This is a genomic window from Terrabacter terrae (genome assembly GCF_039529575.1).
GTDB classification, from domain to species: Bacteria; Actinomycetota; Actinomycetes; order Actinomycetales; family Dermatophilaceae; genus Terrabacter; species Terrabacter terrae.
The window spans coordinates 607,365-629,166 of sequence record NZ_BAAANB010000001.1 but is presented as its reverse complement, the minus strand read 5'-3'; the positions used below and the strand labels follow the sequence as shown (position 1 = coordinate 629,166).

Annotated in this window: 22 protein-coding genes, 1 tRNA gene, 1 pseudogene and 1 riboswitch; of the genes and pseudogenes, 11 read left to right on the top strand and 13 right to left on the bottom strand. The window is 71.5% G+C overall.

Features of this window, described 5'->3' with window-relative positions; genetic code table 11:
• Positions 1 to 89: 89 nt before the first annotated feature.
• A complete protein-coding gene (locus tag ABD194_RS02925) occupies positions 90 to 1,286 on the bottom strand; it encodes a mycothiol transferase (RefSeq protein ID WP_343987238.1) in 1,197 nt (398 codons plus the stop codon).
• Positions 1,287 to 1,526: 240 nt separating this feature from the next.
• Here ABD194_RS02925 and ABD194_RS02920 point away from each other — a divergent pair, with 240 nt between their 5' ends.
• Together ABD194_RS02920 and ABD194_RS02915 are read left to right on the top strand one after the other, a co-directional pair.
• Positions 1,527 to 2,030, top strand: a complete 504-nt coding sequence (locus ABD194_RS02920; RefSeq protein WP_343987235.1) for a GNAT family N-acetyltransferase — start codon at positions 1,527 to 1,529, stop codon at positions 2,028 to 2,030.
• Between the two features lie 526 nt (positions 2,031 to 2,556).
• Positions 2,557 to 3,000, top strand: coding sequence for a hypothetical protein (locus ABD194_RS02915; protein ID WP_343987232.1), 444 nt, complete (start codon positions 2,557 to 2,559; stop codon positions 2,998 to 3,000).
• A 179-nt stretch (positions 3,001 to 3,179) separates the two neighbouring features.
• Here ABD194_RS02915 and ABD194_RS02910 read toward each other — a convergent pair whose 3' ends face one another.
• The 3 genes from ABD194_RS02910 to ABD194_RS02900 form a co-directional block, all read right to left on the bottom strand.
• The gene (locus ABD194_RS02910) at positions 3,180 to 3,830 is read right to left on the bottom strand and encodes a hypothetical protein (protein ID WP_343987229.1); all 651 of its coding nucleotides are present in this window, start codon (positions 3,828 to 3,830) and stop codon (positions 3,180 to 3,182) included.
• A 347-nt stretch (positions 3,831 to 4,177) separates the two neighbouring features.
• Entirely contained in the window at positions 4,178 to 5,968 is a 1,791-nt protein-coding gene (locus tag ABD194_RS02905; RefSeq protein ID WP_343987226.1) for an immune inhibitor A domain-containing protein, read from the bottom strand.
• Positions 5,969 to 6,756: 788 nt separating this feature from the next.
• Positions 6,757 to 7,431, bottom strand: a complete 675-nt coding sequence (locus tag ABD194_RS02900; protein ID WP_343987223.1) for a Type 1 glutamine amidotransferase-like domain-containing protein — start codon at positions 7,429 to 7,431, stop codon at positions 6,757 to 6,759.
• Between the two features lie 54 nt (positions 7,432 to 7,485).
• Here ABD194_RS02900 and ABD194_RS02895 point away from each other — a divergent pair, with 54 nt between their 5' ends.
• Both ABD194_RS02895 and ABD194_RS02890 read left to right on the top strand, forming a co-directional pair.
• Positions 7,486 to 7,626, top strand: a complete 141-nt coding sequence (locus tag ABD194_RS02895; RefSeq protein WP_343987221.1) for a hypothetical protein — start codon at positions 7,486 to 7,488, stop codon at positions 7,624 to 7,626.
• Between the two features lie 93 nt (positions 7,627 to 7,719).
• Positions 7,720 to 7,795, top strand: a tRNA-Arg gene (locus ABD194_RS02890).
• 225 nt (positions 7,796 to 8,020) lie between these two features.
• Here ABD194_RS02890 and ABD194_RS02885 read toward each other — a convergent pair.
• Both ABD194_RS02885 and ABD194_RS02880 read right to left on the bottom strand, forming a co-directional pair.
• Positions 8,021 to 8,398, bottom strand: a complete 378-nt coding sequence (locus ABD194_RS02885) for a J domain-containing protein (protein WP_343987218.1) — start codon at positions 8,396 to 8,398, stop codon at positions 8,021 to 8,023.
• A gap of 262 nt (positions 8,399 to 8,660) precedes the next feature.
• Complete coding sequence (locus ABD194_RS02880) at positions 8,661 to 9,092, bottom strand: Hsp20/alpha crystallin family protein (RefSeq protein WP_343988194.1); 432 nt, start codon at positions 9,090 to 9,092, stop codon at positions 8,661 to 8,663.
• A gap of 137 nt (positions 9,093 to 9,229) precedes the next feature.
• Here ABD194_RS02880 and ABD194_RS02875 point away from each other — a divergent pair, with 137 nt between their 5' ends.
• The 4 genes and pseudogenes from ABD194_RS02875 to ABD194_RS02860 all read left to right on the top strand — a co-directional run bounded on the left by ABD194_RS02875 (position 9,230) and on the right by ABD194_RS02860 (position 12,581).
• Positions 9,230 to 9,448, top strand: coding sequence for a hypothetical protein (locus ABD194_RS02875; protein WP_343987216.1), 219 nt, complete (start codon positions 9,230 to 9,232; stop codon positions 9,446 to 9,448).
• Between the two features lie 379 nt (positions 9,449 to 9,827).
• Positions 9,828 to 10,708: pseudogene (locus tag ABD194_RS21570) on the top strand (MASE1 domain-containing protein); the annotation flags it as partial.
• Positions 10,694 to 12,133: an ATP-binding SpoIIE family protein phosphatase gene (locus ABD194_RS02865; protein WP_425579942.1), complete on the top strand. Its 1,440-nt coding sequence runs from the start codon at positions 10,694 to 10,696 to the stop codon at positions 12,131 to 12,133. The pseudogene ABD194_RS21570 and the gene ABD194_RS02865, both read left to right, overlap by 15 nt.
• The gene (locus ABD194_RS02860; RefSeq protein ID WP_343987205.1) at positions 12,126 to 12,581 is read left to right on the top strand and encodes an STAS domain-containing protein; all 456 of its coding nucleotides are present in this window, start codon (positions 12,126 to 12,128) and stop codon (positions 12,579 to 12,581) included. The genes ABD194_RS02865 and ABD194_RS02860 overlap by 8 nt, the downstream gene beginning before the upstream one ends.
• 119 nt (positions 12,582 to 12,700) lie before the next feature.
• Here ABD194_RS02860 and ABD194_RS02855 read toward each other — a convergent pair whose 3' ends face one another.
• From ABD194_RS02855 to ABD194_RS02840, 4 genes are all read right to left on the bottom strand, one after another.
• A complete protein-coding gene (locus tag ABD194_RS02855) occupies positions 12,701 to 13,387 on the bottom strand; it encodes a DsbA family oxidoreductase (protein WP_343987202.1) in 687 nt (228 codons plus the stop codon).
• Between the two features lie 101 nt (positions 13,388 to 13,488).
• The gene (locus ABD194_RS02850) at positions 13,489 to 14,346 is read right to left on the bottom strand and encodes a C40 family peptidase (RefSeq protein WP_343987199.1); all 858 of its coding nucleotides are present in this window, start codon (positions 14,344 to 14,346) and stop codon (positions 13,489 to 13,491) included.
• A riboswitch (cyclic di-AMP (ydaO/yuaA leader) is annotated at positions 14,347 to 14,514 on the bottom strand.
• Between the two features lie 218 nt (positions 14,515 to 14,732).
• Entirely contained in the window at positions 14,733 to 15,428 is a 696-nt protein-coding gene (locus ABD194_RS02845) for an iron-dependent transcriptional repressor DtxR (RefSeq protein ID WP_343987196.1), read from the bottom strand.
• 29 nt (positions 15,429 to 15,457) lie between these two features.
• Positions 15,458 to 16,687 (bottom strand): MFS transporter, encoded by a 1,230-nt coding sequence (locus ABD194_RS02840; protein WP_343987193.1) that lies wholly within the window; start codon positions 16,685 to 16,687, stop codon positions 15,458 to 15,460.
• 67 nt (positions 16,688 to 16,754) lie between these two features.
• On the opposite strand from ABD194_RS02840, the gene ABD194_RS02835 reads away from it, so the two are divergent.
• Positions 16,755 to 17,936: a hypothetical protein gene (locus ABD194_RS02835; RefSeq protein ID WP_343987189.1), complete on the top strand. Its 1,182-nt coding sequence runs from the start codon at positions 16,755 to 16,757 to the stop codon at positions 17,934 to 17,936.
• A gap of 189 nt (positions 17,937 to 18,125) precedes the next feature.
• Here ABD194_RS02835 and pdxH read toward each other — a convergent pair whose 3' ends face one another.
• Positions 18,126 to 18,851, bottom strand: a complete 726-nt coding sequence (gene pdxH, locus ABD194_RS02830; protein ID WP_343987186.1) for a pyridoxamine 5'-phosphate oxidase — start codon at positions 18,849 to 18,851, stop codon at positions 18,126 to 18,128.
• Positions 18,852 to 18,874: 23 nt separating this feature from the next.
• On the opposite strand from pdxH, the gene ABD194_RS02825 reads away from it, so the two are divergent.
• On the top strand, positions 18,875 to 19,279 hold the full coding sequence (locus ABD194_RS02825; RefSeq protein ID WP_343987183.1) for a hypothetical protein: 405 nt from the start codon (positions 18,875 to 18,877) through the stop codon (positions 19,277 to 19,279).
• An 89-nt stretch (positions 19,280 to 19,368) separates the two neighbouring features.
• On the opposite strand, the gene ABD194_RS02820 is transcribed toward ABD194_RS02825, so the two are convergent.
• The gene (locus ABD194_RS02820; protein WP_343987180.1) at positions 19,369 to 19,995 is read right to left on the bottom strand and encodes a pentapeptide repeat-containing protein; all 627 of its coding nucleotides are present in this window, start codon (positions 19,993 to 19,995) and stop codon (positions 19,369 to 19,371) included.
• A gap of 93 nt (positions 19,996 to 20,088) precedes the next feature.
• On the opposite strand from ABD194_RS02820, the gene ABD194_RS02815 reads away from it, so the two are divergent.
• Positions 20,089 to 21,210, top strand: coding sequence for a citrate synthase 2 (locus ABD194_RS02815; protein ID WP_343987177.1), 1,122 nt, complete (start codon positions 20,089 to 20,091; stop codon positions 21,208 to 21,210).
• A gap of 130 nt (positions 21,211 to 21,340) precedes the next feature.
• On the opposite strand, the gene ABD194_RS02810 is transcribed toward ABD194_RS02815, so the two are convergent.
• Positions 21,341 to 21,616, bottom strand: coding sequence for a hypothetical protein (locus tag ABD194_RS02810; RefSeq protein ID WP_343987174.1), 276 nt, complete (start codon positions 21,614 to 21,616; stop codon positions 21,341 to 21,343).
• Positions 21,617 to 21,802: the final 186 nt, after the last annotated feature.

Here is a 21,802-nt window from a genome sequence, read left to right as displayed (position 1 = left end):
CCTCATGGGCCGGCGCGACGCACGAGCGCGCCGGCCCCTGGCCCGGCCCGTGGTTCGCCGAGGTGTGGAACGGTCCTGGCTGTCGCGGCTCACTCCGCCCGCTCGTCGGCCGACGCCGGGAGGGCAGCGGTCGGCACCGTCGCGGAGCTGCCTGCGGTGAGCTGCGGCGCTCCGGACCCGGTGAGGTAGGCGTGCACGCTCGACGCGACCTCGCGTAGGGGTCGTGGCGGCAGGTAGGCCGCAGCGCCTGCATCGAGCAGTCGGCTCACAGGCCCCGGCTGGCTCACGCCGAGCTCCTCGTCGTCGATCTCCGTCACGATCACGCGAGCGTTCGGAAAGCCGGCCCGCAGCGAGCCGAGCAGCTGCGGGCTCACGGGGTGGGTCAGGACGACGTCGGCCGTCGTCGGCGCCTTCAGCAGGTCTAGGACGATGTAGTCGGGTCCCAGCTCGTCGGAGAGCCGACGGCGCGCGGCCTCGGAGAGCTTCGTCGCCGTGGCCACGACCGTGACACCGTCCGGGACGGTCTCGACCGGGACGGACTCCACCCCCGGAGCCGGCGGCCCGAACACGACGGCTCCCTCGAGCACGGCCGGTCGAAAAGCGAGGACCCCGAGCTCGCGACCCTCGGAACGAAGCCTCACCTCGTGCCCTGCCACCATCGCCTCCACGGCGGACCGGACCTCGCGCGGAAGCGTCTCGAGGTCGAGCGTCTGCACTGCGCGTCGGTCTCGTCCCTGCACCGGACCATGGGGCATCAGGCACCTTAACCCGGCCGCCCCGGCAGGAGGCGCAGGACGGACCCCGCCACACGGCATACGCCATCCAGGCCATCGACGTTGCGCCGGGGACAGGGCTGGTGCAGACCTACTGGCCGGTGCAGCCGTCGACGCACTCGCGCAGAGGTCCGCGTGCCACGACTCCCAGGCGTCCGCCACACACTCCTCGGTCCCGGCCGCGCCGTCGAAGTCGAGGTCGCGCTCGTCCTGCGTCCAGTAGAGGACCGGCAGGTTCTCCTGGCCCTCGAGGTTCCGGCGGAACCAGTGGTGCTCGATCTTGGCCAGGTGGCGGACCAGCCCCAACAGGCTCATCGTGCTCGGCGGCACCGACTGCTTGGCCAGTTGCGCGGGCGTGAGCCCCTCGCACTTCATCTCGAACGTCATCCGGTAGCGCTCGAGGTAGTCGCGCAGCAACGCGGTCTCCCCCACGGGCAGCTCCAGGTCGTTGCGCGGGTCGCTCTCGGGGTCGACCCAGAAGGCACGGCGGGTGGGTGCAGCCTGCACGCTCATGCCCGGCAGCCCACCAGGTGCCGGGGCCGCTGGCAACCGCGACACCCGGCCGGGGCACACCTCCGCAACGAGTCGACCAGGTGGTCACCGTCGCCGAGCTCGGGCGCTGCGCGAAGGTGCGCCTCGCTGAAGGGCTCGATGAGGTCGGCCGGGTATCCGGGCGGCACCGGGAGCCTCGCTCGGGCACTTCGGGGAGACGCACGCGGATACATTGCCGAGGTGCCCCGGCAACCCGTTCGTATGGTGACCGCACGGCTGTCACTACGGCAGCCGGCGCAGGTCGATGCCGCAGCGATCCTCGGGATCCTCTCGAATCCGTCGGTCGCGCAGCACAACCCGTCAGATCTGGTGACGGAGCTCGAGGACGTCGAGGAACTGGTGGGGCGCTGGCTGGGGCACTGGGAGCGGCACGGGTTCGGCAACTGTTGCGTCTTCGAGGAGAAGACACGTCGCCTCGTTGGCAACTGCGGTCTGCGGTGGATGACGATCCGCGGTGACCGCGTACTCAATCTCCTGTACCGCTTCCATCCCTCGACCTGGGGACGTGGCTACGCCACGGAAGCCGCAGCCGCCGTGTTGCACTGGGCCCAGGAGTCACTTCCTGCCGAGCTCGTCGTCGCTCGTATCCGCCCCACCAATCTCGCCAGCCAGAGGGTCGCCACCACGATCGGCCTGCGACGAGATCCCGCCTTCGACGACCAGGGCGAGGACGGCATGGACTGGGCGTTCACCAACCGCTCGTGAGCGGAGCGGGTGACCGACCGTCCCGCCACCCGCTCTTCCACCGCCGAGCGGGATCAGCCCTGTTTCCAGTGGTCGCCCCGACTCCCTGACGGGCTGCCACGTCTACGCCGTCATGATCGTGCCGTTGTGCGCCGGTGTCGAGTCGCCAGGCGTTGTCCCAGTCGAGCGCGATGCCGTTTGTGCCGCCGCGCCACCGGATCCTGGGGCGTTGTGCCGACGGTGCGGGGTGTGCCTGAGGCGCCCTTCGTACCACGAGTCCTCATGGCATCGTGGGGATGCTGGCAGTGCTCTCCATCGCAGTGATCCGGGGCGTCGAGTGGAGAGTGCTTGCGCATTGAGCATGCGCTCGGAGTGCATTCCTGCGATCACGCGGCGGGCCGCTCGCCGCCGACGTGCCGACCCTGCGCACCGACCCGCGGACCGCTCCGTCTTGGGACGATTCCTTTTCGTCGGACGGCATACCTGCACTCGTGCTGTCGGGTACTGAAACTCATGCCGGTCGCCACATCGGGTGTTTCACTGGCTCATGGGCACGGACCAGCAGTCGCGGGTCTCCGCACGTCGCGTGATCAGCCTTGGTCACGTGATGGTGGGTGGGGCGGCACTCGTTCTCTCCGGCGCGATGATGATCATGGGTCGAGCGCCGAACGCCGGGTTGGGCGGAGTGTTTCTCGGTTTGGGGCTGTTGCTCGCGTTGGCTGCCGTGCTGTTCACGTACGTGGCAGTCCTCGTTCTCCGGCGTGCACCCGAAGGTCGAGGTGGGTTGCTGTCACTGACCCTCAGCGTTGTCGAGCTCGTCGCGGGTGCGGCCATGGCCGCAGCCATGGGCGTTGCCGTGCAAGGCTACGGCGCCTTCGAGCCTTGGCGCTCCCCCCTGCTGCTGCCGACGGTGCTGCTCGTGGCCCTAGGCCTTGCAGGTCTGTCTCTAGAGGTTGTGTCGCGCCGCCACGAAGCCACTGATCTGCCTTGAGAGCCCTGATTGGAAGAGCCGCTCGCACAGGGCCGCCGCAATACCCTTGCGTCAGGCGCGTTCGTGGGCGGCCAGGATGACCCGTGCGGCCGCGCCGGGAGGGCGTTCGCACGATCGTGCGGTCTGGCCGCGCCGGTCTCGATGATCCAGGCCGGCCCCTGGCCCTGCCCTGTGCCGAGTCACACCTGATGGAGATGGGCCGCGATCGCGCCGAGGGCCTGATTGCGCTCCGCTGCCGTCCACCGCCGCCCGTCGAGGATGACCCAGGCGACGCGCTTGGGCGTCAGGAACGCGACCGCCTCCGCCTCGTGCACGCCGCCGCTCATGGAGGGGACGTTGCCGGTGATGGCAGGCAGGCCGTGCACGTGAGCGGGGGTGCCCTCCGCGCACCGTCGGAACGCCCGCTGCAGGAAGTCGGCGACACCCTTGGGGTCGGCCCCGCCAAGCTCGAGCTCAACGTAGGAGAGCGAGCGAGACACCTGCCCGCCCGAGCTCGACCGGCCCTCGTCCGTGCTGACTCCGACGCGGCGCACACGGGTGGCGCCGGACGCGATCGTGAACTTGTCATAGCCCAGGGACGCCCACGGCGCCGGCTGCCCGCACCAGACCTCATCGCCGCCCGGAAGCACCGCCCCGCACCTGCCCACGTCAGTCGCGTCGGCCCCCGGCGCGAACTCGTCGTTCACGTCGACACCGTGGGCCACCCTTTCCCCGAACAGATTCTTGAATGGCAGATCAACGCCGGCACCCTGGCCGAGGTCCTGGTGCGTGACGCACTGCGCCGCCTCAGGCACGGCTGTCATCGTCGGCGCCGGGGTGCTGGCCTGCACCCGGGAGGGATGCGGCGCGGAGCCGCCTCCGCTTGTGCAGCCAGCCAGCAGGAGAGCGACGGCGACACCGCTCCTGAGCGGGGGCCTGCGGCGTGGTGAGCGTCGGGCGCCTCGCGACTCGATGGCCATGGCCGAGAGTGTGCCAGCGGAACTCGCGCGCGCGTTCACGGGCGCACCGAGCGCCGGGCTTCTTGGCATCGGACCGATTCGTAGGACGTTCACTGGGCAGTGACCAGGTCGACCGGGTAGCCGCGGGTGGACGTTGGTGGTCGAGGACGCTCTGGCCGCATGCGCGTCGGCCCGGACCCTGAAAGGGGCCCGGGCCAACGCCCGTTGAGCAGGACGGGTCAGCCGTTCACCCTGACCATCATCTTGCCGGTGCTGTTGCTCTGTACGACCTTGATCGTGAGGCCAGCGCCGGCCACCTTGACGCTGCCGCCGGGGTTCGCCGTGTCGTAATAGCGGTTGGGGTCACTGTCGTCGAAGACCGAAACCGGCGCCTGTGCCGGGACCTCGAGCGTCGTCAAGCCACTCGCCGTCTCGCGGTGCAGGGAGATCGGGTCCGTCGCGTCGACGCCGAAGGTCGAGTCGAACGACTGAATCCGGTTGCGAGCCACGGTGTCGTCACTCCACCGCAGCGAGTTCGGTCGAGCGTCGACCGGCAGGATCCGGCCGGTGCCCGGGTGGGCCTTGGTGTTGTTGTTGGACACCGCGGTGTTCCAGTAGCTGACGAGCAGGCCGTCCTGGTACGGGAAGTGCTCGACCAGGTTGTCCTTCGAGAGCGTCCACCCGAAGTTGTACGGCCCCGTCTTCAGCGTCGCGTCGTACCCGGCGTACTGCCGGTTCTCGGCGATGTAGAAGCGGTCCTTGCCGGCCGCGTCCTTGGGCAGGGTGACGATGAGGGCCTGCTCCTTCTTCGTCGCGTGCATCGACGGGCCGAGCATCAGCGTGGCCTTCTGGTCATGGGCGACCGTCGTGTAGTCGAGCCAGCCGAGCTGCAGCTTCTCCCAGGCGCCCATGTGGTTGGGCGTCGTGCCGATGTCACCGGTGCCGTGGCCGAGCCACGACCCCGAGCTCATCAGCGTCCAGAACCCGGTGCCGTTCTCGCCGCCACCGGTGTCGTAGAGGTCGGGCAGGCCCAGGTCGTGGCCGAACTCGTGCGCGAAGACACCGAGGCCACCGTTCTCCGGCTCGGTCGTGTAGTCGCGGATCCAGAAGCCGGTGTCGCCGACCTGGATGCCGCCGTTGCGGTTCCAGTCCGGGCCGCCGTTGCGCGTCTGGTTGACGGACCACCGGTGCGACCAGATCGCCCACGCCGGTGCGCCGGCCTCCTCGCCCTCGCCGGCGTGCACCGCCTGGAAGTGGTCGATGTAGCCATCCGGCTCGTTGAAGTTGCCGTCCTTGTCGTAGTCGTACCGGTCCCACTGGTCGAACGACTGGAGGTACGCCTTGATGTCGGCGTCGGACTTGCCCTGCGCCTTCTGCTGGGCGTACCAGGCGTTGGCGCTGTCCTGGATGAACCGGCGCATGTCGGTGGCGTTCTCGGTCTGGCCGTAGCTCGCCTCGTTGTAGGGCACCTTCACCCAGTCGGAGGTGTCGCCCTTGACCGTGTAGCGGCCGCTCGACATCTCGCGGTACACGCTGGACATCGACTCCCCGTCGCCGAAGAACATGTCCTGGAAGTGGTTGCGGTCGAAGTTGTCGACCCAGTAGGTCGAGTTGTCCGTGGTGCGGTCGGGCGCCGGGATGTTGTTGTGCACCGGTCCCGTCGGTGCGGTCGGGTAGCGGGCATCCTTCTGGTCACCGAAGTCGACCAGGAAGGTCAGGATGCTGTCGGTCGACTGCAGCCCGTACTGCGCCCATTGGCCCGGTGAGACCTGGACGGCCTTGCCGCCGCCCTGCGTGACCGGCGTGGCCTCGCCTCGGACGACCTTGGCGACTGCCTCTTCGATGCCAGCACGGCGTTCGGCATCCTGCGGGTCGGGTCGGTCGTCGACGCGCTGGACCGCGGCCCCGTCCGCGTCTACGGACGCGTTCGCAGCGGGGTCAGGGTTGGCACTGGCCGTGATGGCTGGGCACAGTGCCGTGGCGGCGGCGAGTGCCGAGACCACCACCAGTCGAGATCTGATGTTGCGCATGTCGCTCCTCTGCCCTGCTTCGATAGCAGGACCTGGCTCTGCGAACGGGCCGGCGGCGTCCGGCACGTCGACCGCCCGTGGGCGGTGCGGGGAGCCTATGGCACGAAATGTCCGTATACAGCCTCTGAAACAGAACCTTTACTGGCGTGTCGCCAAGGCCAAGGTGACGCGGAACCACGACACGTTTCCGAGCGGCCCGAGAGCCCGTTTTCTCTGCGACCATGAGCCGTGAGCCGGCCGCATCGACCGGTCTGGCACCGAGGAGCGCACGTGGGCACTTGACCGCCTGGCACTGGCTCCGAAGACTGAACGAACACGTCTGCTGGCCCTGCTACCCGTCGCCGCCGGCGCGACCTTCTGGCCCGGCGTGTGCGCTGCCGCGGCGGCGGATTCCTTCCACTCGGCGATGAAGCTGTCTGCCTCCGATGCCGAGACCACGTCACCGGGGGCCGCCGGCCCAAGGCACGTAACGATTCGCCTCGGGTCAACGGGTGGCCCGGGGAGGACTGGGGTGCTTCGCACGTGGCCACGACGCTCGGCAACGTCCGGTGGCCGCGCTGACGGCGACTACGCTCGTCCGACTTGGCCGCTTCGAGGGCGACTACGAGCGCCTGCCCATGCCCATCGCGGGCGGCCGGCCCAGCCTGCCCGGATCGATCGCGCGGTCGATCGTGCCTGACGAGCGGGGTCGTCGCCGGACGCTGCTTGCTGGTTGGGAAACCAGTGGCACATTGTCACGGCGTTTGAGGGGGCTTCGTGTCCCCGAGCTCACCGCGCAACGACTGCATCTACCGCGGACTCTCCTCAGGAAGGCGCCTCCAATGCCCCTCGGAGACCACCTGGGCCACCCCGTCGACCACCCGGATCGCAGACTGGTCGTCGAGGACGTACGCCGGCCCGCCGATCTCGGCAGCCCACTTCTCGGCATCGGCCATGGTGTTCTCCGGGAACACATCGAGATGGGGAAAGATCGAGAAGTCGACGAGGCCGAGCGTGCGGTCGTCGGGGGCTCCCGGCCACTGTACGAAGTCGGCACCGATCCGCGGCGTCATCACCATGCTGCCGGCGCTCACGCCCACCCAGACCGTGTCGGACAGGGACGGCAGGAGGGCCGCCAGCCCGGACTCCTGCATCCAGTGGGACAGGTAGGTGGCCTCGCCACCGTCCACGAGGAGGACGTCGGCCGCACGGATCCACGGCATCCAGCGTTCTTCGTCGATCGTGCCCAGCGCGGTCAGCTCGAGCAGGCCGAGGGAGTTCCACGGCATCGAGGTCATCCCGCCCCACGGCGGGAGACCAGCGACAAACCCGCGCGCCGAGACCGGCCCGCACATCGGATGACCCCACTGGGCGGTGGGGATGCAGAGCGCCGTTGCCTCCTCCACCGGCTTGCCCAGCAGGTCGACGAGCGCCTCATGAATGCTCGGGTTCGTGACTCCCCCGGACGTGAGTAGCAGTTTCACGAGGCCCACTGAACCACAGGGAAGCGGCCGCCACCCGTGGTCGGATGGCGGTGTTTGCTGATCATCCTGTCCCTGTCTGCCGTCACCATCTGCGAGCCCGCCGTGCGCTGTGACGAAACAACGTCGGGATTCGCCGCGGACAGTGTCGCGGCGCTGGCGGCGGCCATGCGCGAGACCGCCGCGCAGGTCCAGTAGCCTGTGTCCGTTGGCTGGCCTACGCCGTGCTTACAGCGAGGGTTACAGCGCTCGTTGCAGCACGGGTTGCAGAGTGGGTTTCAGCCATGCCCCGCCCTCGTAGCTCAGGGGATAGAGCACCGCTCTCCTAAAGCGGGTGTCGCAGGTTCGAATCCTGCCGGGGGCACCACACGTTTGCTAGCCGCTGGGCCCGTGAGAACGCTCCGCGGCTGCTGTCCGACCGCGGTTGCAACCCAGGTCTTCCCGCCGCTGCGACGCTTCCTCACGTGCGGCGCCCGGCACCCGGACCCATCTGGCGCAGCGTGAGAGGTCCTCACCGTGGCGAGGTGGGGAGGGCGCACCGGCAGATGGATCGTGACGCCTCCCGGGGAGCCCGGCAGGCCAGGAACGGCTATCAGGACGAGCGATGCCAGCGGACCGGACCGACCCGGATCGGCGGCTGCACCGCCTCCTCGACGGGCGCCCGCGGTCCCCTTCGGCGAACTACCACCGGCCGCCCCTGCCGGCTCTCCCGCGCCGGGCCCTCGCGGGACCGGTCGTAGTCGGCGCGCAGCCGCGGGTCGCCGAGGACGGCATACGCCGCCATGGCTCGCTGGATGCCGTCCGCAGTCCCTGGGCCCTCATCCCGCGCGTCGGACGCGGCGGACTCTGCCGCGTCACGGGTGTCCGGGTGGTGGCGCCGCACCAGCACCCGGTACGCACGCCTGACCTGCTCCTGGGTGGCGGACGGCGGGACGCCCAGGACGGCATACAGGTCGCTGCTTCGCACCATGGGGTGCCGGCTCCTTCCGGGGGACGACGGTCCCGGCCCGTCGCGGGGCGACGGGCCGGGCCGTCCGCTGGTGGGGTGACCGGGCCCCGGCCGGTGCGAACCGATACGCCGTCAAGGCGTGGGCGTCGCGCTTCGAGCGTCTGGCGCGATGGGCGAACGCACCGACCGGGGCTGCTCCATGAACTCGTGACGACTCCACCACTCCGGGACGACCACCTGCCTTTCGGTCCAGGTCACTCGAGACGACCACTCACCCGATCGGTCAGGCGCCGATCGACTGCCGGTCCTGGGTCGTGCCGCCGATCTCGATCCTGCGCGGCTTCGCCTGCTCGGCGACGGGAATCGTCAGGGTGAGGACGCCCCCGTCGTAGCTCGCCTCGATGTGGTCGGTGTCGAGGTTGTCGCCGAGGACCAGCTGGCGGCTGAAGACGCCGAACGGGCGCTCGGCGGCGATGAGCTGCGTCTCGTCGTAGTGGGCCCGCCGATCGGCCTTGACCGTCACGACATTTCGCTCGACGTCCAGGTCGATGTCGTCCGGCGCCACACCGGGCAGGTCGAACTCGACGTGGAAGGTGTCGCCCTCGCGCCACGCGTCCATCGGCATCAGGGACGAGCGGGCGAAGGAACCACCGGTGCCCAGGACCTGCTGCGTGAGCCGGTCGAGGTCTCGGAAGGGATCAGTGCGCATCAGCATCAGGTTCACCTCCATCGTTGTCACGATGCTCCAAGGAGGGCCACGATCGCGTCGTGCGATCTATGGCGTGCGCCATAGATTTCATATACCACTCGTGGGATGCTGAGGCAAGAGAACCGACGGAGAAGGAGGCCCCAGTGACCCCACAGCAGCCCATCCCCGATGACGTTCCCGAGGCGGACCTGCTCGAGCAGCAGGCGCCGGCCGACTCACCGGACCTGCCTGACACCGAGGCGGTGTCCGACTCCACCGACTCCGTGCTCGTGGCGCCCGCTGACGAGGCGAACGAGGCCGACCGGCTCGAGCAGCACGAGGTCGTCGCGGGCGACGACGACGACTACCCGCACGAGGCCTAGGGGACCGCACCGACGATCGACGGCCGGTATGCCGCGTGGGCCAGCCACGCGGCATACCCGCACTCGTGCGTCGTTCTGGGTGCGGGCGCGGCACCACACGGTTCGGGACGGGAGCGTGCGATGCGAGCGATGGTCTACCGAGGGCCCCTACAAGGCGGGTCGAGAAGAAGGACGCCCCCGATCGAGCGCCCGAACGACGCCATCGTGCGGGTCACGCGGGCGGCGATCTGCAGGTCAGACCTGCACCTGCTGACGACGTGGATGCGCGTCCGCAGCGTGCACGGCCCCGCGCAGACGGGACGAAGCGCCCCTCGTCAGGGCGGCCGTCCTCTTCTAGAGTCGACGTCATGGCGGGCGGGCGGCCGAGCGGCTCCCAGCGATGACGGCGGGTCCGGCGGCAGCCGGGACCTCACCCTCTGCGAGCGTGCCCGACGCCGGAGCAGTCGGGGCGGCAGGTCTCCACGAAGCGCCGGCGCTCACCGGGGCAAGACGCCTCGGGGTGGCGGCGGCCATCGGCCTCGCGTACTACCTGGGCGCCCGCCTGGGGCTCCAACTCTCGCTCGTCGGCAACGACGTGACGCCCCTCTGGCCACCCACCGGAGTCGCCGTCGCCGCGCTGCTCGTCTTCGGCCGGTCCTTCTGGCCGGCCGTCGCGGCATCGGCGCTCGTCGTCAACCTGCCGATCGGCCCGAGCCCGCTGGCGGCCACCGTCATCGCCGTCGGGAACACCCTGGCACCGGTCACCGCCGTCACGCTCCTGGGACGGGTGGGATTCCGGCGCCAGCTCGACCGACAGAGAGACGCGGTGGCCATCGTCTTCCTCGGCGCGCTGGCAAGCATGCTCGTCAGCGCCACCATCGGGTCGGCAGCCCTCTTCGCGTCCGGCTCTGTGCCGGCAGTCCAGCTGCGACCGCGTGGATCGTGTGGTGGACCGGTGACGCCATGGGGGTGCTGACGGTCGCCCCCTTCCTGCTGTGCATCCCACTCTTCCGGGAGCAGCGCGGCTGGCCGCTGCGCCAGTGGGCCGAGGCCGGCGCCGTGCTCTTGCTCACCACCGGCGTCTGCACGGCCGCCGCCCTGATGCGGCTGCCCGTGCTCTTCCTGTCACTGCCGGTCCTCGGCTGGGCGGCGTGGCGCCTGCAGCTGCGCGGCGCAGCGCCGGCGGCTCTGCTGGCCTCCGCCGTGACGACGTGGACGGCCGTCAAGGGCATCGGGCCGTTCGCCGGGCGCCCGGTGCACGAGCAGATGCTCATCCTCCAGGCCTTCAACGCCTGCATCGCCCTGACCTCGTTCTTCCTCGCCGCCCTCGTCAGCGAACGCCTGCGAGCGGCCGCCGCCCTGGCCCAGGCCGCCTCGGAGCTGGAGGGCCGGGTGGCCGAGCGCACCAGGCAGCTGTCGGCCGTCAACGCCCGACTCGTCCAGGAGATCCAGGAGCGGTCCCACGCCCAGGAGCGGCTCGGCCACGAGCAGGCCCTGGCCCGGCACGAGCACGATGTGGCCGAGACCCTCCAGCGCAGCCTGCTGCCCGACCGTCTCCCCGACCTCCCGGGGATCGCGCTCGCCGCCCGCTACGTGCCGGCCACGACCGACCTGCGGATCGGCGGTGACTGGTACGACGTCGTCCAGCTGCCGGGCGGCCTGGTCGGGCTCGCCGTGGGCGACGTCGCCGGCCACGGCCTGCCGGCGGCAGCGACCATGGTGCAGGTGCGGACGGCGCTGCGGGCCTACGCCCTCCAGGACCCCTCGCCGCCGGCGGTCCTGCGCGGCGTGCACCAGCTCGTCGCCCGGCTCGCCGCACCCGAGATGGTGACGCTCGTCTACCTCCTGCTCGACCCGGTCAGCCGGAGGCTGAGGTGGAGCAACGCCGGCCACCCACCAGCCGTCGTCGTCGGGTCCGGCGCCAGCATCCGCCTCACCGGAGCGGTCGCCCCGCCGATCGGCGTCACACCCGACGGCTCCTTCACCGAGGCCGAGCTGGTCCTGCCGCCGGAGGCCACCCTGCTGCTCTACACCGACGGGCTCGTCGAGCGCCGCGGGGTCTCCGTCCTGGACGGCATCGAGCGACTCGGCCGCGAGGCATCGGAGGCATCGGAGGCGTTGGCGGCGTCGGAGGCGTCGAAGGCGCAGCCCGATGACGGTCTCGAGGCGCTGTGCGACCACCTGCTCCACGCCTTCCTCGAGGAGAACCACGTCGAGGACGACGTCGCGCTCCTCGCGATGCGGCTGGCCCCGTCGGTAGAAGGTGAGCTGGACGTGCGGCTGCCCGCCGAGGCCCGCAACCTCGTGCAGGTGCGGAATGCCCTGCGCCGCTGGCTCCACGAGGTCGGCGCCTCGGAGCAGCAGGCCGACGAGGTCCTGGTGGCCTGCGGCGAGGCGTGTGCCAACGTCGTCCAGCACGCCTACAGCGCCACGACGGCAACCGGCGACCTGCTCGTGGAGGCGCGACTGCTCGAGGACACGGTCCACCTGCGGGTGCGCGACGAGGGGCAGTGGCGCCCCGCCACCGACCGCGGGGGCGGCTGGGGCCTGCAGCTGATGCGAGCGCTCATGGACGAGGTCGAGGTCGAGCACACGACGGCGGGCACCACGGTGAGCCTGCGCCGGCGAGTCGACCTCGTGTCCCGACCGGAGCCGCCGCCGTCACCGCACCGGTCCACGGCGCCCGCGAGCGAGCCTCGTGAGTGACCTCGCCCGCGTCGAGACGAGCCGCGTGGACGCCACCCAGGTGGTCCGCGTCACCGGCGAGCTCGACCTGTCCAACGCGCACGCCGTCGTGGACGCCGTCGGCCATGGCGTCCCGGAGCACGTGACGCTCCTCGTCCTCGACCTCGCCGGCACGACCTACCTCGACAGCGCCGCCATCGCGTCGCTCTTCCGGCTCGCGCAACGCCTGCGCGACCACCGTCAGGAGCTGCGACTGGTGGTACCCCGGGAGGCGCCGACCCGGGCGGTCGTCGAGCTGACCCGCCTGAGCCAGGTGGTCACCGTGGACGAGAGCGCTGCTGATCTGCCGCAGGCTTCGCGGGCGTATGCCGCCCTGCCGCCCCTCGAGGCCGTCGTGAGCGAGCGCTGGGGTGGGGGCGCAGGCGAGGGCCCACCGCGAGACGGGGGCCCTGTCCGCGACAGCAGCTAGGTCGCTCCGCCGGAAAGCCCGTCGAGAGCCCGGCGAGCGCTGGCGAGGACGGGTCAGAGAGCCGGGCGAGCGCTGGCGAGGACGGGTCAGAGAGCCGGGCGAGCGCTGGCGAGGACGGGTCAGACGGACTGCGTGGCGACGCCCCGAAGGAGGGCGAGGTAGTCGTCGACGGGCTTGGCACCGGACAGGGCGGCATACCCGTTGGCGAGGACGAAGGGTGTGGACGTGACGCCCATGGAGCGCGCCTCGCGCTCGTCCGCACGGACCTGCTCGCCGTACTCGTCGGAGGCGAGGACCGCCGCGACGCGACGCTCGTCGAGGCCGCACTCGGCCGACAGCCGCTGCAGCACCTCGTGGTCGTCCAGGGCCATCCCCTCGCCGAAGTGGGCGGCATGGAAGCGCTCGAAGGCGGCCGAGCGGAGTGCAGGGCCGCCCATCTCGCCCGCGAGCGCACACAGGCGGTGGGCGTCGAAGGTGTTGGCGCGCACGGCACGGTCCCAGTCGAAGACGAGGTCGTCGGCCTGGGCCTCCTCGCTGGCCTTGGCGTTCATCAGCCGGCCGGTGCCCGCGTCACCGCCGCCGTAGCGCGTGGACAGGTGCTCGCTGACCGGCACTCCCCCGCCCACCGGGACGTCGGGGTCGAGCTCGAAGGCGCGCAGGCGCACCGTGACGTCGTGGGGGCGCTCGAAGGCGGCGATCGCCGCCTCGATGCGGCGCTTGGCCACCCAGGAGTAGGGGCAGACCAGGTCGCTCCAGAGGTCGAGCTCGATGAGGGTCGTGGACTCCGCGGCAGGCTGATCGGTCATCGCCTCAGTCAATCACGGACGCTGCTGCCTGCCGGGGAACGCACGGTGCCCCCACCGCGGACGGTGGGGGCATCGTGGACGGTCGGCGCGAGAGGCTGCGCTCAGAAGCGGCCGTAGCCGGACGGCGTCGTCCAGATGGAGTGGTTGCCGACGGTGGTGCCGGGGCGCTGGGCGTCGATCATGCGGCCCGGGCTGACGTAGATGCCCACGTGGTAGGCCGGCGAGCCGAAGAAGACGAGGTCGCCGGGGCTCGGGCTGCTGACCGGGGTCGCGGCCGACTGCTGCGCGGACGCGGTGCGCGGGATCGAGATCCCGGCGTGGCGGTAGACGTAGGAGGTGAAGCCCGAGCAGTCGAAGCCGGACGGGGTCGTGCCGCCGTAGACGTAGGGGACGCCGAAGAGCGACTGGGCGATGCCCACGATGCCCGACGCGCTGGGAGCCGGCACCGGAGCGGTGTTGATGGCGACTCGTGCGCTCGAGCGCGAGGCGCGCTGCGTGGTCGCCTGGCGGGCGACAGCCTGGTCGGCGGCAGCCTGGTCCGCGGCAGCCTGGTCCGCGGCAGCCTTGGCAGCGGCGTCGGCGGCAGCCTTCTGCGCGGCGGCCTCGGCCGCGGCCTTCTGCTCGGCGCGCTCGGTCTTGACCTTGATGTCCTCGATGACGACCGGGCTGGGCTTGGCCTGCTTCAGCGCGGGCCTGGCGTAGCCGATGGCCGAGAGCGCGTTGCCCGCGGTGAGGGTGCCGGCCGCGGGACCGACGGCGGCCGGAGCGGCGACGACGCTGCTCGAACCGTCGGCGGCATGTGCCGTGCCCGCGAACGAGGCGACGAGCCCACCGGAGGCCGCGACGATGGCGACACCCTTCACAGCGGGCTGGGCCGACTCCTTGGCGATCGTCTTGAGCTCTGCAACCGCGCTGAATCGACCGGGGGCGCGATGGCGCCCGGGAACGTTCTGAGCCACTTTTTGACCTCTCGACGCCTGCGAGGTGAGCTGTCGGGTTCGGGCTGGAGGTACTGCCCGGCCTTCGCTCGGACCGAGTTCGGTCCACGGAGGGCTTCACCCCGAGGACGTCTCACGACGTCCGGAGAAAGTGGTTCCCCCGCTCCTGCCATGCGGTTCGTGCCGAGCCCGGGTCGATGGCAGGACTAGGCGGTCCGACCCAGGGCACCTGCTCGACGGGGAGAGCAAGTGGGGCCAACCGTACCCAATGCCCCCGTTCTTGTCACGTTCCGGTCTCGGGAGGTCAAAGTGCCCGCCACCACCGCGTAAAGGACGTGCGTGACCAACCGCCACCGCAACGCGTGGAGGACCGCGTCGAAGGACCGCAGGAAGATGCGGCCGGAGAGTCAGGCGGCCTGGCAGAAGACGTGGACGGCCACGTCGTCGGGGAGCGAGACGCCGTTGGAGGGCTGGTCACCCTCCCGGACGGCGAGGACCCGCCCCGCCTCACGCACGACCTCGACCCGCGCCCCGGGCACCACGCCGGCGCTCGTCAGGAGGGCGAGCGCCTCGGGGTCGACCTGCACCGGCTCGCCGATGCGGCGGATCGTCACCACGGACGGTGCATCGCCGACGACGGCGGCGAGCGTGCGCAGGCCGGAGAGGAAGTCCTCCTGCTGCTGGACGCCGAGCTCCTCGAGGCCGGGGATGGGGTTGCCGTAGGGCGACTCGAGGCCCTCGCCGATGAGGCCGAGGATCTTGCGCTCCACCTTCTCCGACATGACGTGCTCCCAGCGGCACGCCTCGTCGTGGGCGTACTCCCACTCCAGGCCGATGACGTCGACGAGCAGCCGCTCCGCAAGGCGGTGCTTGCGCATGACCCGCGTGGCCAGCAGCCGGCCGTGGTCCGACAGCTCCAGGTGACGGTCCCCGGAGACGGCCACGAGGCCGTCGCGCTCCATGCGGGCCACCGTCTGCGACACCGTGGGGCCCGAGTGGCCGAGACGCTCGGCGATCCGGGCGCGCAGGGGGACGATGCCCTCCTCCTCCAGCTCGAAGATCGTGCGGAGGTACATCTCGGTGGTGTCGATCAGGTCGGTCACGGTCATACCTTCTCAGAGTCGGGCAGCGGTCAGGTCCGGCCCGATGCCGCTGCCCGGGTGGGGTCGTGGCGCGGCACCCAGATGCGCAGCCAGCCCGCTCCTACGAGGGCTCCGGCGCCGAGGACGACCGCGGAGGCGCCGAGGGACAGCACAGCGCTCAGCCCGGACAACGCCAGCGGGCCCGCTGCCCTTCCCAGATCGGCACAGAGGCGCCAGCCGCCCAGGAACTGGGCCCGGCCGTCGGCCGGGGACGCATCGGCGCCGAGGGTCATGATCAGTCCCGCGCCGAGGCCGTTGCCCACCCCGAGCACGGTCGCCGCGGCCGTCACCGCGACCAGGCTCGTGGCCAGCGGCAGCACCACCATGCCGAGACCCAGCACGAGCATGCTGGGAACTGCCGCCGCGACCCGGCCGTAGCGGTCCATGAGCCACCCGGAGGGGTAGAAGAGCGCCATGTCGATCGCGCCGGCCACGCCGAAGACGAGGGAGGTCTGCGCCGGCGAGAAGCCGACCGACTCCGCCCAGAGCGGGATGAGGGCCTCGCGGATCGCTCGGGCCCCGGCCACGCACATCGCCCCCGTGCCGAGCGTGAGCAGGACGTGCCGGTGCTGCACCAGCACCGAGGCGACGCTGCGGGGCGCACCGCCACCCACGACCCGGTGCGCCTCGGCCGTGATGTCGGGTGCGAGGAGGACGAGGACGAACGCGGCGATGCTCGCGATGCCGCCGACGGCATACGCGGACTCGGTGCCCCAGCGCACGATCACGAGCGAGCCGATGAACGGGCCGACGAAGGACCCGATCCGGTTCACTCCGCCGAGCGTGGACAGCGCGCGCGCCCGCATCGCGACCGGGACGGCCTCGGTGAGGTAGGCCTGCCGGGCCAGTCCGAAGAGGGAGCCGGCCAGCCCCACGACCAGCACGCCGGCGAAGAGCATGACCAGCCCGCCGGCGAGCGCCGCGAGCAGCATGCCGGCGGCCTCGACGACCGCGGCGATGAGCAGGGCACGACGCTCGCCGATGCGGGCGGCGAGCGCCCCCGAGGGCAGGTCGCCGAGGAGCTGGCCCACGCCCATCATGGCGACGAGCAGGGCCGCGAGCCCGACGGAGGCTCCGAGCTCGCGGGCCGACACCGCCACGATGGGCGTCACGGCGCCCGCGCCCATCGAGCCCAGCAGCGTCGGGCCGTATGCCGACAGCGCGATCGCGCGCAGGCTGCCGCTGCGCTCCCCCTGGCCGTCCCCCCGCGTCTCGGTCACGCCACAGGACCCTAACGATCGGGTTACTCGGCTGGCCGCCCCGGCCCGCCGACGGAACCATGGGCGCGTGGCAGCAGGCGCGTCGACGAACGAGACGGGTGCGGGGCAGAGGTCCCGCACCGTCAGCCTGCTGCTGCTCGGCGCCGTGGCGGCCTCTCTCGCCCTGGCGACGCGCGCGCCGATGGCGACGGCGGTCATCGGGCTCATCCTCTTCGGCGTCCTCCACAACGTGCTCGAGGTGCGCTACGTCGTCGGCCGGTTCTCCGCGCTGCTGACCCGGCCCTTCCTCGACCTGCTCGCCGCACTCGTGGCCGGGGTGGTCGCCTGCCGGCTGCTCGCCATGGTCGCGCCCGGCTCGGCGCGGCTCGCCGAGATCGTGCTCGGCTACGCGATCCTCGCAGCGGCCGCGCACCACGGCCTGCAGGGCCGGCGGCGGCTCATCGCCTTTCTCACGCTCGGCCTGGCCACGGTCGCGTCGCTGGCCTTCCCGGCCTACCACTTCCTCGTGCTCGCCCACCTGCCCAACGTCGTGCCGCTCTTCTTCCTCTGGGACTGGTCCCGGCGCATCGGCTCGCGACGAGGTCGACGGGTCTTCCGAGCCGTCCAGCTGCTGTGGGTCGTGGTCGTGCCGGCCGTCGTCCTGCTCGGCGGCGTCGACGGGTGGCTCGGCGCCGGCCCGGGAGTGGTGCGCAGCGTCGTCGGCGACGGCCAGTCGCTGCTCGCGGCAAGTGCCCCGCCGGGAGCAGCGGTCACCGTGGTCGCCCTGCGCCTGCTGACGGTGTTCGCGTTCATGCAGACCATGGGCTACGTGGTGTGGATCGCGTTCCTGCCGCGGGTGGCGCCCGACGCCGCGGCGGCGTTCGAGACGCGGGCGCCGTGGGCCACGGGGCCACGGCTCTGGGCCGCGGGCTTCGTGGCAGCCGCCCTGTTCGCCGTGCTGTTCGGCGTCGACTTCGGCCGGGCCACGACGCTGTATGCCGCCCTGGCGAGCGTCGCGACGTACCTCGAGCTGCCGGTCCTGCTGCTCCTGCTCACCGGAGGGCTGGCCGGCGGTCTCGCCGGAGGACTGGCCGGAGGACTGGCGGCCGAGCACGGCCCGGACGGCCGGGACGGCCGGGCGGACGGAGACGATCCGGGCCACGAGGGCGGCACGGTCATCCCTCTCCCCGAGACGCGCGGGGCCGCGCCGCAGGTGCCGACTGCCCTTCCGCTCGAAGGGCCGGGCAGCGCCGGACGACATTCCGCGTAAATGGGCTTGCCGCCCTGCCGGGGCCGGACGTACGGTCGAAGAGTCGAAACCGAAGGGAGGTGATCCGAGAAGTGATTTCTTCCGGAGCGTGTGAGGTGGCCACGCGATAGTCGCGCCCCATCCACACCCATGGATGAAGCAGGGCAGTCCGACCTGGTCGGACTGCCCTGTTCCGTGCTCGCCCTCAGTTCAGGGCTGGAGCCGCAGCCTCTCCCAGGAGCCGGCGTCGGCCAGGTCCCCCTCGCCGGTGCGGCGGAAGACGATGCGGTCGTGCAGGCGGTTGCGACGGCCCGCCCAGAACTCGACCTCGTCGCAGACGACGCGCCAGCCACCCCAGAAGTCCGGCACCGGCACGTCGTGCGCTCCCCCGGTCTCCGGGAAACGCTCGAGCACCTCCTGCCACCGGCGCTCGAGCTCGGCGCGGTCGACGGCGGGGCTCGACTGGTCCGAGGCCCACGCCGACAGGCGCGAGCCGTAGGGCCGTGAGTTGAAGTAGGCCTCGACCTCGTCGCGCTCCACCAGCTGCGCCGTGCCGCGGAACCGGATGGCGCGGTAGAGGGAGGGCCAGGTCAGGGCCGCCGCGATGCGCGGGTTGGCCCCCAGGTGCCGGCTCTTCGCCGAGCGCAGGTTGGTCACGAAGCCGGGTCCCCGCTCGTCGAAGAAGCGCATGAGGACGGTGCGCACGTCTGGAGTGCCGGTCGGGTCGACGGTGGCAACGGAGATCGCCGTGGGCTCCGGCACGTCGTCCCGCTCGCCGGCAGCGGCCACGGCTGCGTCCACCCACTCCCGGGCCTGCAGGTACGGCGAGGGCGCGACGTCGGACTCGACGAGCCCGTCACCGGAGTAGTCGACCCGGCTCACGCCCGTGAGGCCTCCCGGGCGGTCGGCGGAGGGCTGTGGGGGTGGGGTGTCCATGTGGTCAGACTAGGGTTGGGGGCATGGCAGGCAAGGGCAAGCTCGTCACCCAGACCGTCCGGCTCGGCATCAAGTACGGCCCCCAGATCTGGGTGGCCACGCAGGCCCTGCGCGAGCCGGCGAAGGAAGCGGTCAACAAGGCGGTCTCGAGCGAACGTGCCCGCCGACTGGCCATGGGTCATGCGGCGACGCTCGCCGACGGCAGCATTCTGAAGGTCTACAAGGGGGACGCAGCCCACTGGCTCGTCTTCAGCGGCGACGAGCCGGTCGCGGTGCATCCCACCACCGACCTGCCGCTCGACACCCTGGCCGCGCGGGCGGACCTCACCAAGCGCATCCGCCCCGACGACAGGATCAGCGCCACCGACCGCGCCCGCGACGCGGCCGCCACCGCCCTGCGCCGCGGCAAGCCCAACCAGATCAACTGAGGCGGGCGGCGCTGCGACACTGTTTCACCCAGCGCAACACTGACGTCGCTGCGGCGCCGCGCGAGGGCGCTTCCGGTTCGTGCGCGCGCTCAGTCTGCAACGGTGATGCCGAGCTCGGCGGCGAACGCGTCGGCGAGGTCGATGACCTGCCCGCGGCTCAGGGTCGCGCCCTTGAGCCCGGCCAACCCCACGGGCGAGCGCAACGTGGCGCCGGAGAGGTCGAGGCCGGCATACCTCCCGCGGCCGAAGGTCGCCTGCTGGAGGGTGCATCCCTCGAAGCTCAGCCCGTCGACGGTCGCCTCCTGCAGGTCGAGCTCGACGACGACGCAGTCGACGAACACGACGTCCTTGAGCCGGGCTCCACGCAGGTTGAGGAAGTCGACCTTGCCGCCGCGCACGGTCACGTCGCGCCAGGTCGAGCCCCACGCCGAGACCGCCGCGAGCCGGCAGCCCTCGACGGTCAGGTCGGCGAGGCTCGCCTCGGCGAGCGTCAGCCCCACGCCGCCCACGCGCTCCCACTCGCACTCCGACCAGCGCGAGCCCTCGAGGTGCGCGTCGTCCAGCGTGGCACCGACGAGCGCGCACTCGAGGAACGTGTGGCCCTCGGCGTGCGCCCCGGTGAAGTCGGTGCCCTCGAAGCGCACCGCGTCGTGATGTTGGTCTCGGGTGGCGAAACGGGCGTCACCAAAGGGCGTCTGGTCGGCGGCTGACGGCATACGGTGAGTCTGGCAGCCGGGACCGACGCTCGACCGCTCGGCTGCAGCTGGTCTCCACACCGCGGTGGTACCGCCTGCACAGCGAGGATCGACATGGCCGACAGCACGCCCGACCCTGACTTCAAGCCCGGCCTCGAGGGCGTCATCGCCTTCGAGTCCACGATCGCGGAGCCGGACAAGGAGGGCGGGGCGCTGCGCTATCGCGGCGTCGACATCAACGACCTCGTCGGCCACGTCGACTTCGCCCACGTGTGGGGCCTGCTCGTGGACAACGAGTTCGACCCGGGCCTGCCGCCCGCCGAGCCCTACCCGCTGCCCGTGCACACCGGTGACGTACGCGTCGACGTTCAGTCCGCCCTCGCCATGCTCGCGCCCGTCTGGGGTTTCAAGCCGACGCTCGACATCGACGCCGACGAGGTGCGCGACAACCTCGCGCGTGCCGCCGTCATGGCGCTGTCGTTCGTGGGGCAGTCGGCCCGCGGTCTCGACAAGCCGATGGTGCCGCAGAAGGAGGTCGACAAGGCCCGGACCATCACCGAGCGGTTCATGATCCGCTGGCGCGGCGAGCCGGACCCGAGGCACGTCGAGGCCGTCGACGCGTACTGGGTCTCGGCCGCCGAGCACGGCATGAACGCCTCCACCTTCACGGCGCGCGTCATCACCTCGACGGGCGCCGACGTCGCTGCCGCACTGTCGGGAGCGGTCGGCGCCATGTCGGGCCCGCTGCACGGCGGGGCCCCGTCGCGCGTGCTCCACATGCTCGACGGCGTGGAGAAGCAGGGCGACGCGACGGCATACGTCAAGGGTGTCCTCGACCGCGGCGAGCGGCTGATGGGCTTCGGCCACCGCGTCTACCGCGCCGAGGACCCGCGGGCCCGCGTGCTGCGCTCGGCGTGCGAGCGCCTGGGCGCCCCTCGCTACGAGGCGGCCGCCGCCCTCGAGAAGGCCGCCCTGGACGAGCTGCACGCCCGCCGTCCCGACCGGGTGCTCGCTACCAACGTGGAGTTCTGGGCCGCGGTGATCCTCGACTTCGCCGAGGTGCCCGCGTCGATGTTCACTCCGATGTTCACGTGCGCCCGCACGGCCGGCTGGTCGGCCCACATCCTCGAGCAGAAGAAGACCGGCCGCCTGATCCGCCCGTCGTCGCGCTACATCGGTGAGGGCCCGCGCAAGCCCGAGGACGTCGCCGGCTGGACCCCCGACATCTCCCACTGACCGGCCACCGCGCCGGCGGTCCGTGCAGATGCGGCCGGGCCTCATCGGTGCGAGCTCGTCCCATTGGTGCGCGCTGCATTGCGCACCCCTGCAAGGAGCGCGCATCTCGGCCACGAGGGCGCACCCGGTCTCACGCCGCCCAGTGACGTGAGTCGAGGACGGCTCGCTCCGCTCGGGCGCGGATGAGGCGCACGTCGTCGAGGTCGCTCCAGCCATAGCGGGCGAAGAACCATCGCCTGCGGCGGATCGCGGACTCGCGGTTCTTCTCCGCGAAGGCGGCGCCCTTCGTGGCGTACTTCTCGGCGCCGGATCGCACGGCCGCGGCCACGACACTGGCGCCGTGACCGGCCTGTCCCAGACGGGCGGCGCTGACGACGTCACGGTGTGCGAGCTGCTCCAGGTCCACTGGCCCAGCGTGACGGGTTCCGGCGCCCGGCCGCTCCGGGCCTGTGGACAACGGTGCTCCGCTGCCGAAAGGTGATGATGGGGACCAGAGGTGCGCGCTGCACCGCGCATCTTTGGGCACATCGCGCACCGCACGCACGAGGCCGCACCCGCCGGGGGCCAGGCCGGGCCCGGGAGTCCAGAGGCC

Bases quoted from the DNA above. Each gene is read 5' to 3' on its own strand.
- ABD194_RS02815 (WP_343987177.1), top strand. From the start codon at position 20,089: ATGGCCGACAGCACGCCCGACCCTGACTTCAAGCCCGGCCTCGAGGGC.
- ABD194_RS02855 (WP_343987202.1), bottom strand. From the start codon at position 13,387: ATGACCGATCAGCCTGCCGCGGAGTCCACGACCCTCATCGAGCTCGAC.
- ABD194_RS02915 (WP_343987232.1), top strand. From the start codon at position 2,557: ATGGGCACGGACCAGCAGTCGCGGGTCTCCGCACGTCGCGTGATCAGC.
- ABD194_RS02880 (WP_343988194.1), bottom strand. From the start codon at position 9,092: ATGCTGATGCGCACTGATCCCTTCCGAGACCTCGACCGGCTCACGCAG.
- ABD194_RS02925 (WP_343987238.1), bottom strand. From the start codon at position 1,286: ATGAGCGTGCAGGCTGCACCCACCCGCCGTGCCTTCTGGGTCGACCCC.
- ABD194_RS02885 (WP_343987218.1), bottom strand. From the start codon at position 8,398: ATGGTGCGAAGCAGCGACCTGTATGCCGTCCTGGGCGTCCCGCCGTCC.
- ABD194_RS02825 (WP_343987183.1), top strand. From the start codon at position 18,875: ATGGCAGGCAAGGGCAAGCTCGTCACCCAGACCGTCCGGCTCGGCATC.
- ABD194_RS02820 (WP_343987180.1), bottom strand. From the start codon at position 19,995: ATGCCGTCAGCCGCCGACCAGACGCCCTTTGGTGACGCCCGTTTCGCC.
- ABD194_RS02905 (WP_343987226.1), bottom strand. From the start codon at position 5,968: ATGCGCAACATCAGATCTCGACTGGTGGTGGTCTCGGCACTCGCCGCC.
- ABD194_RS02920 (WP_343987235.1), top strand. From the start codon at position 1,527: ATGGTGACCGCACGGCTGTCACTACGGCAGCCGGCGCAGGTCGATGCC.
- pdxH (WP_343987186.1), bottom strand. From the start codon at position 18,851: ATGGACACCCCACCCCCACAGCCCTCCGCCGACCGCCCGGGAGGCCTC.
- ABD194_RS02865 (WP_425579942.1), top strand. From the start codon at position 10,694: ATGCTCATCCTCCAGGCCTTCAACGCCTGCATCGCCCTGACCTCGTTC.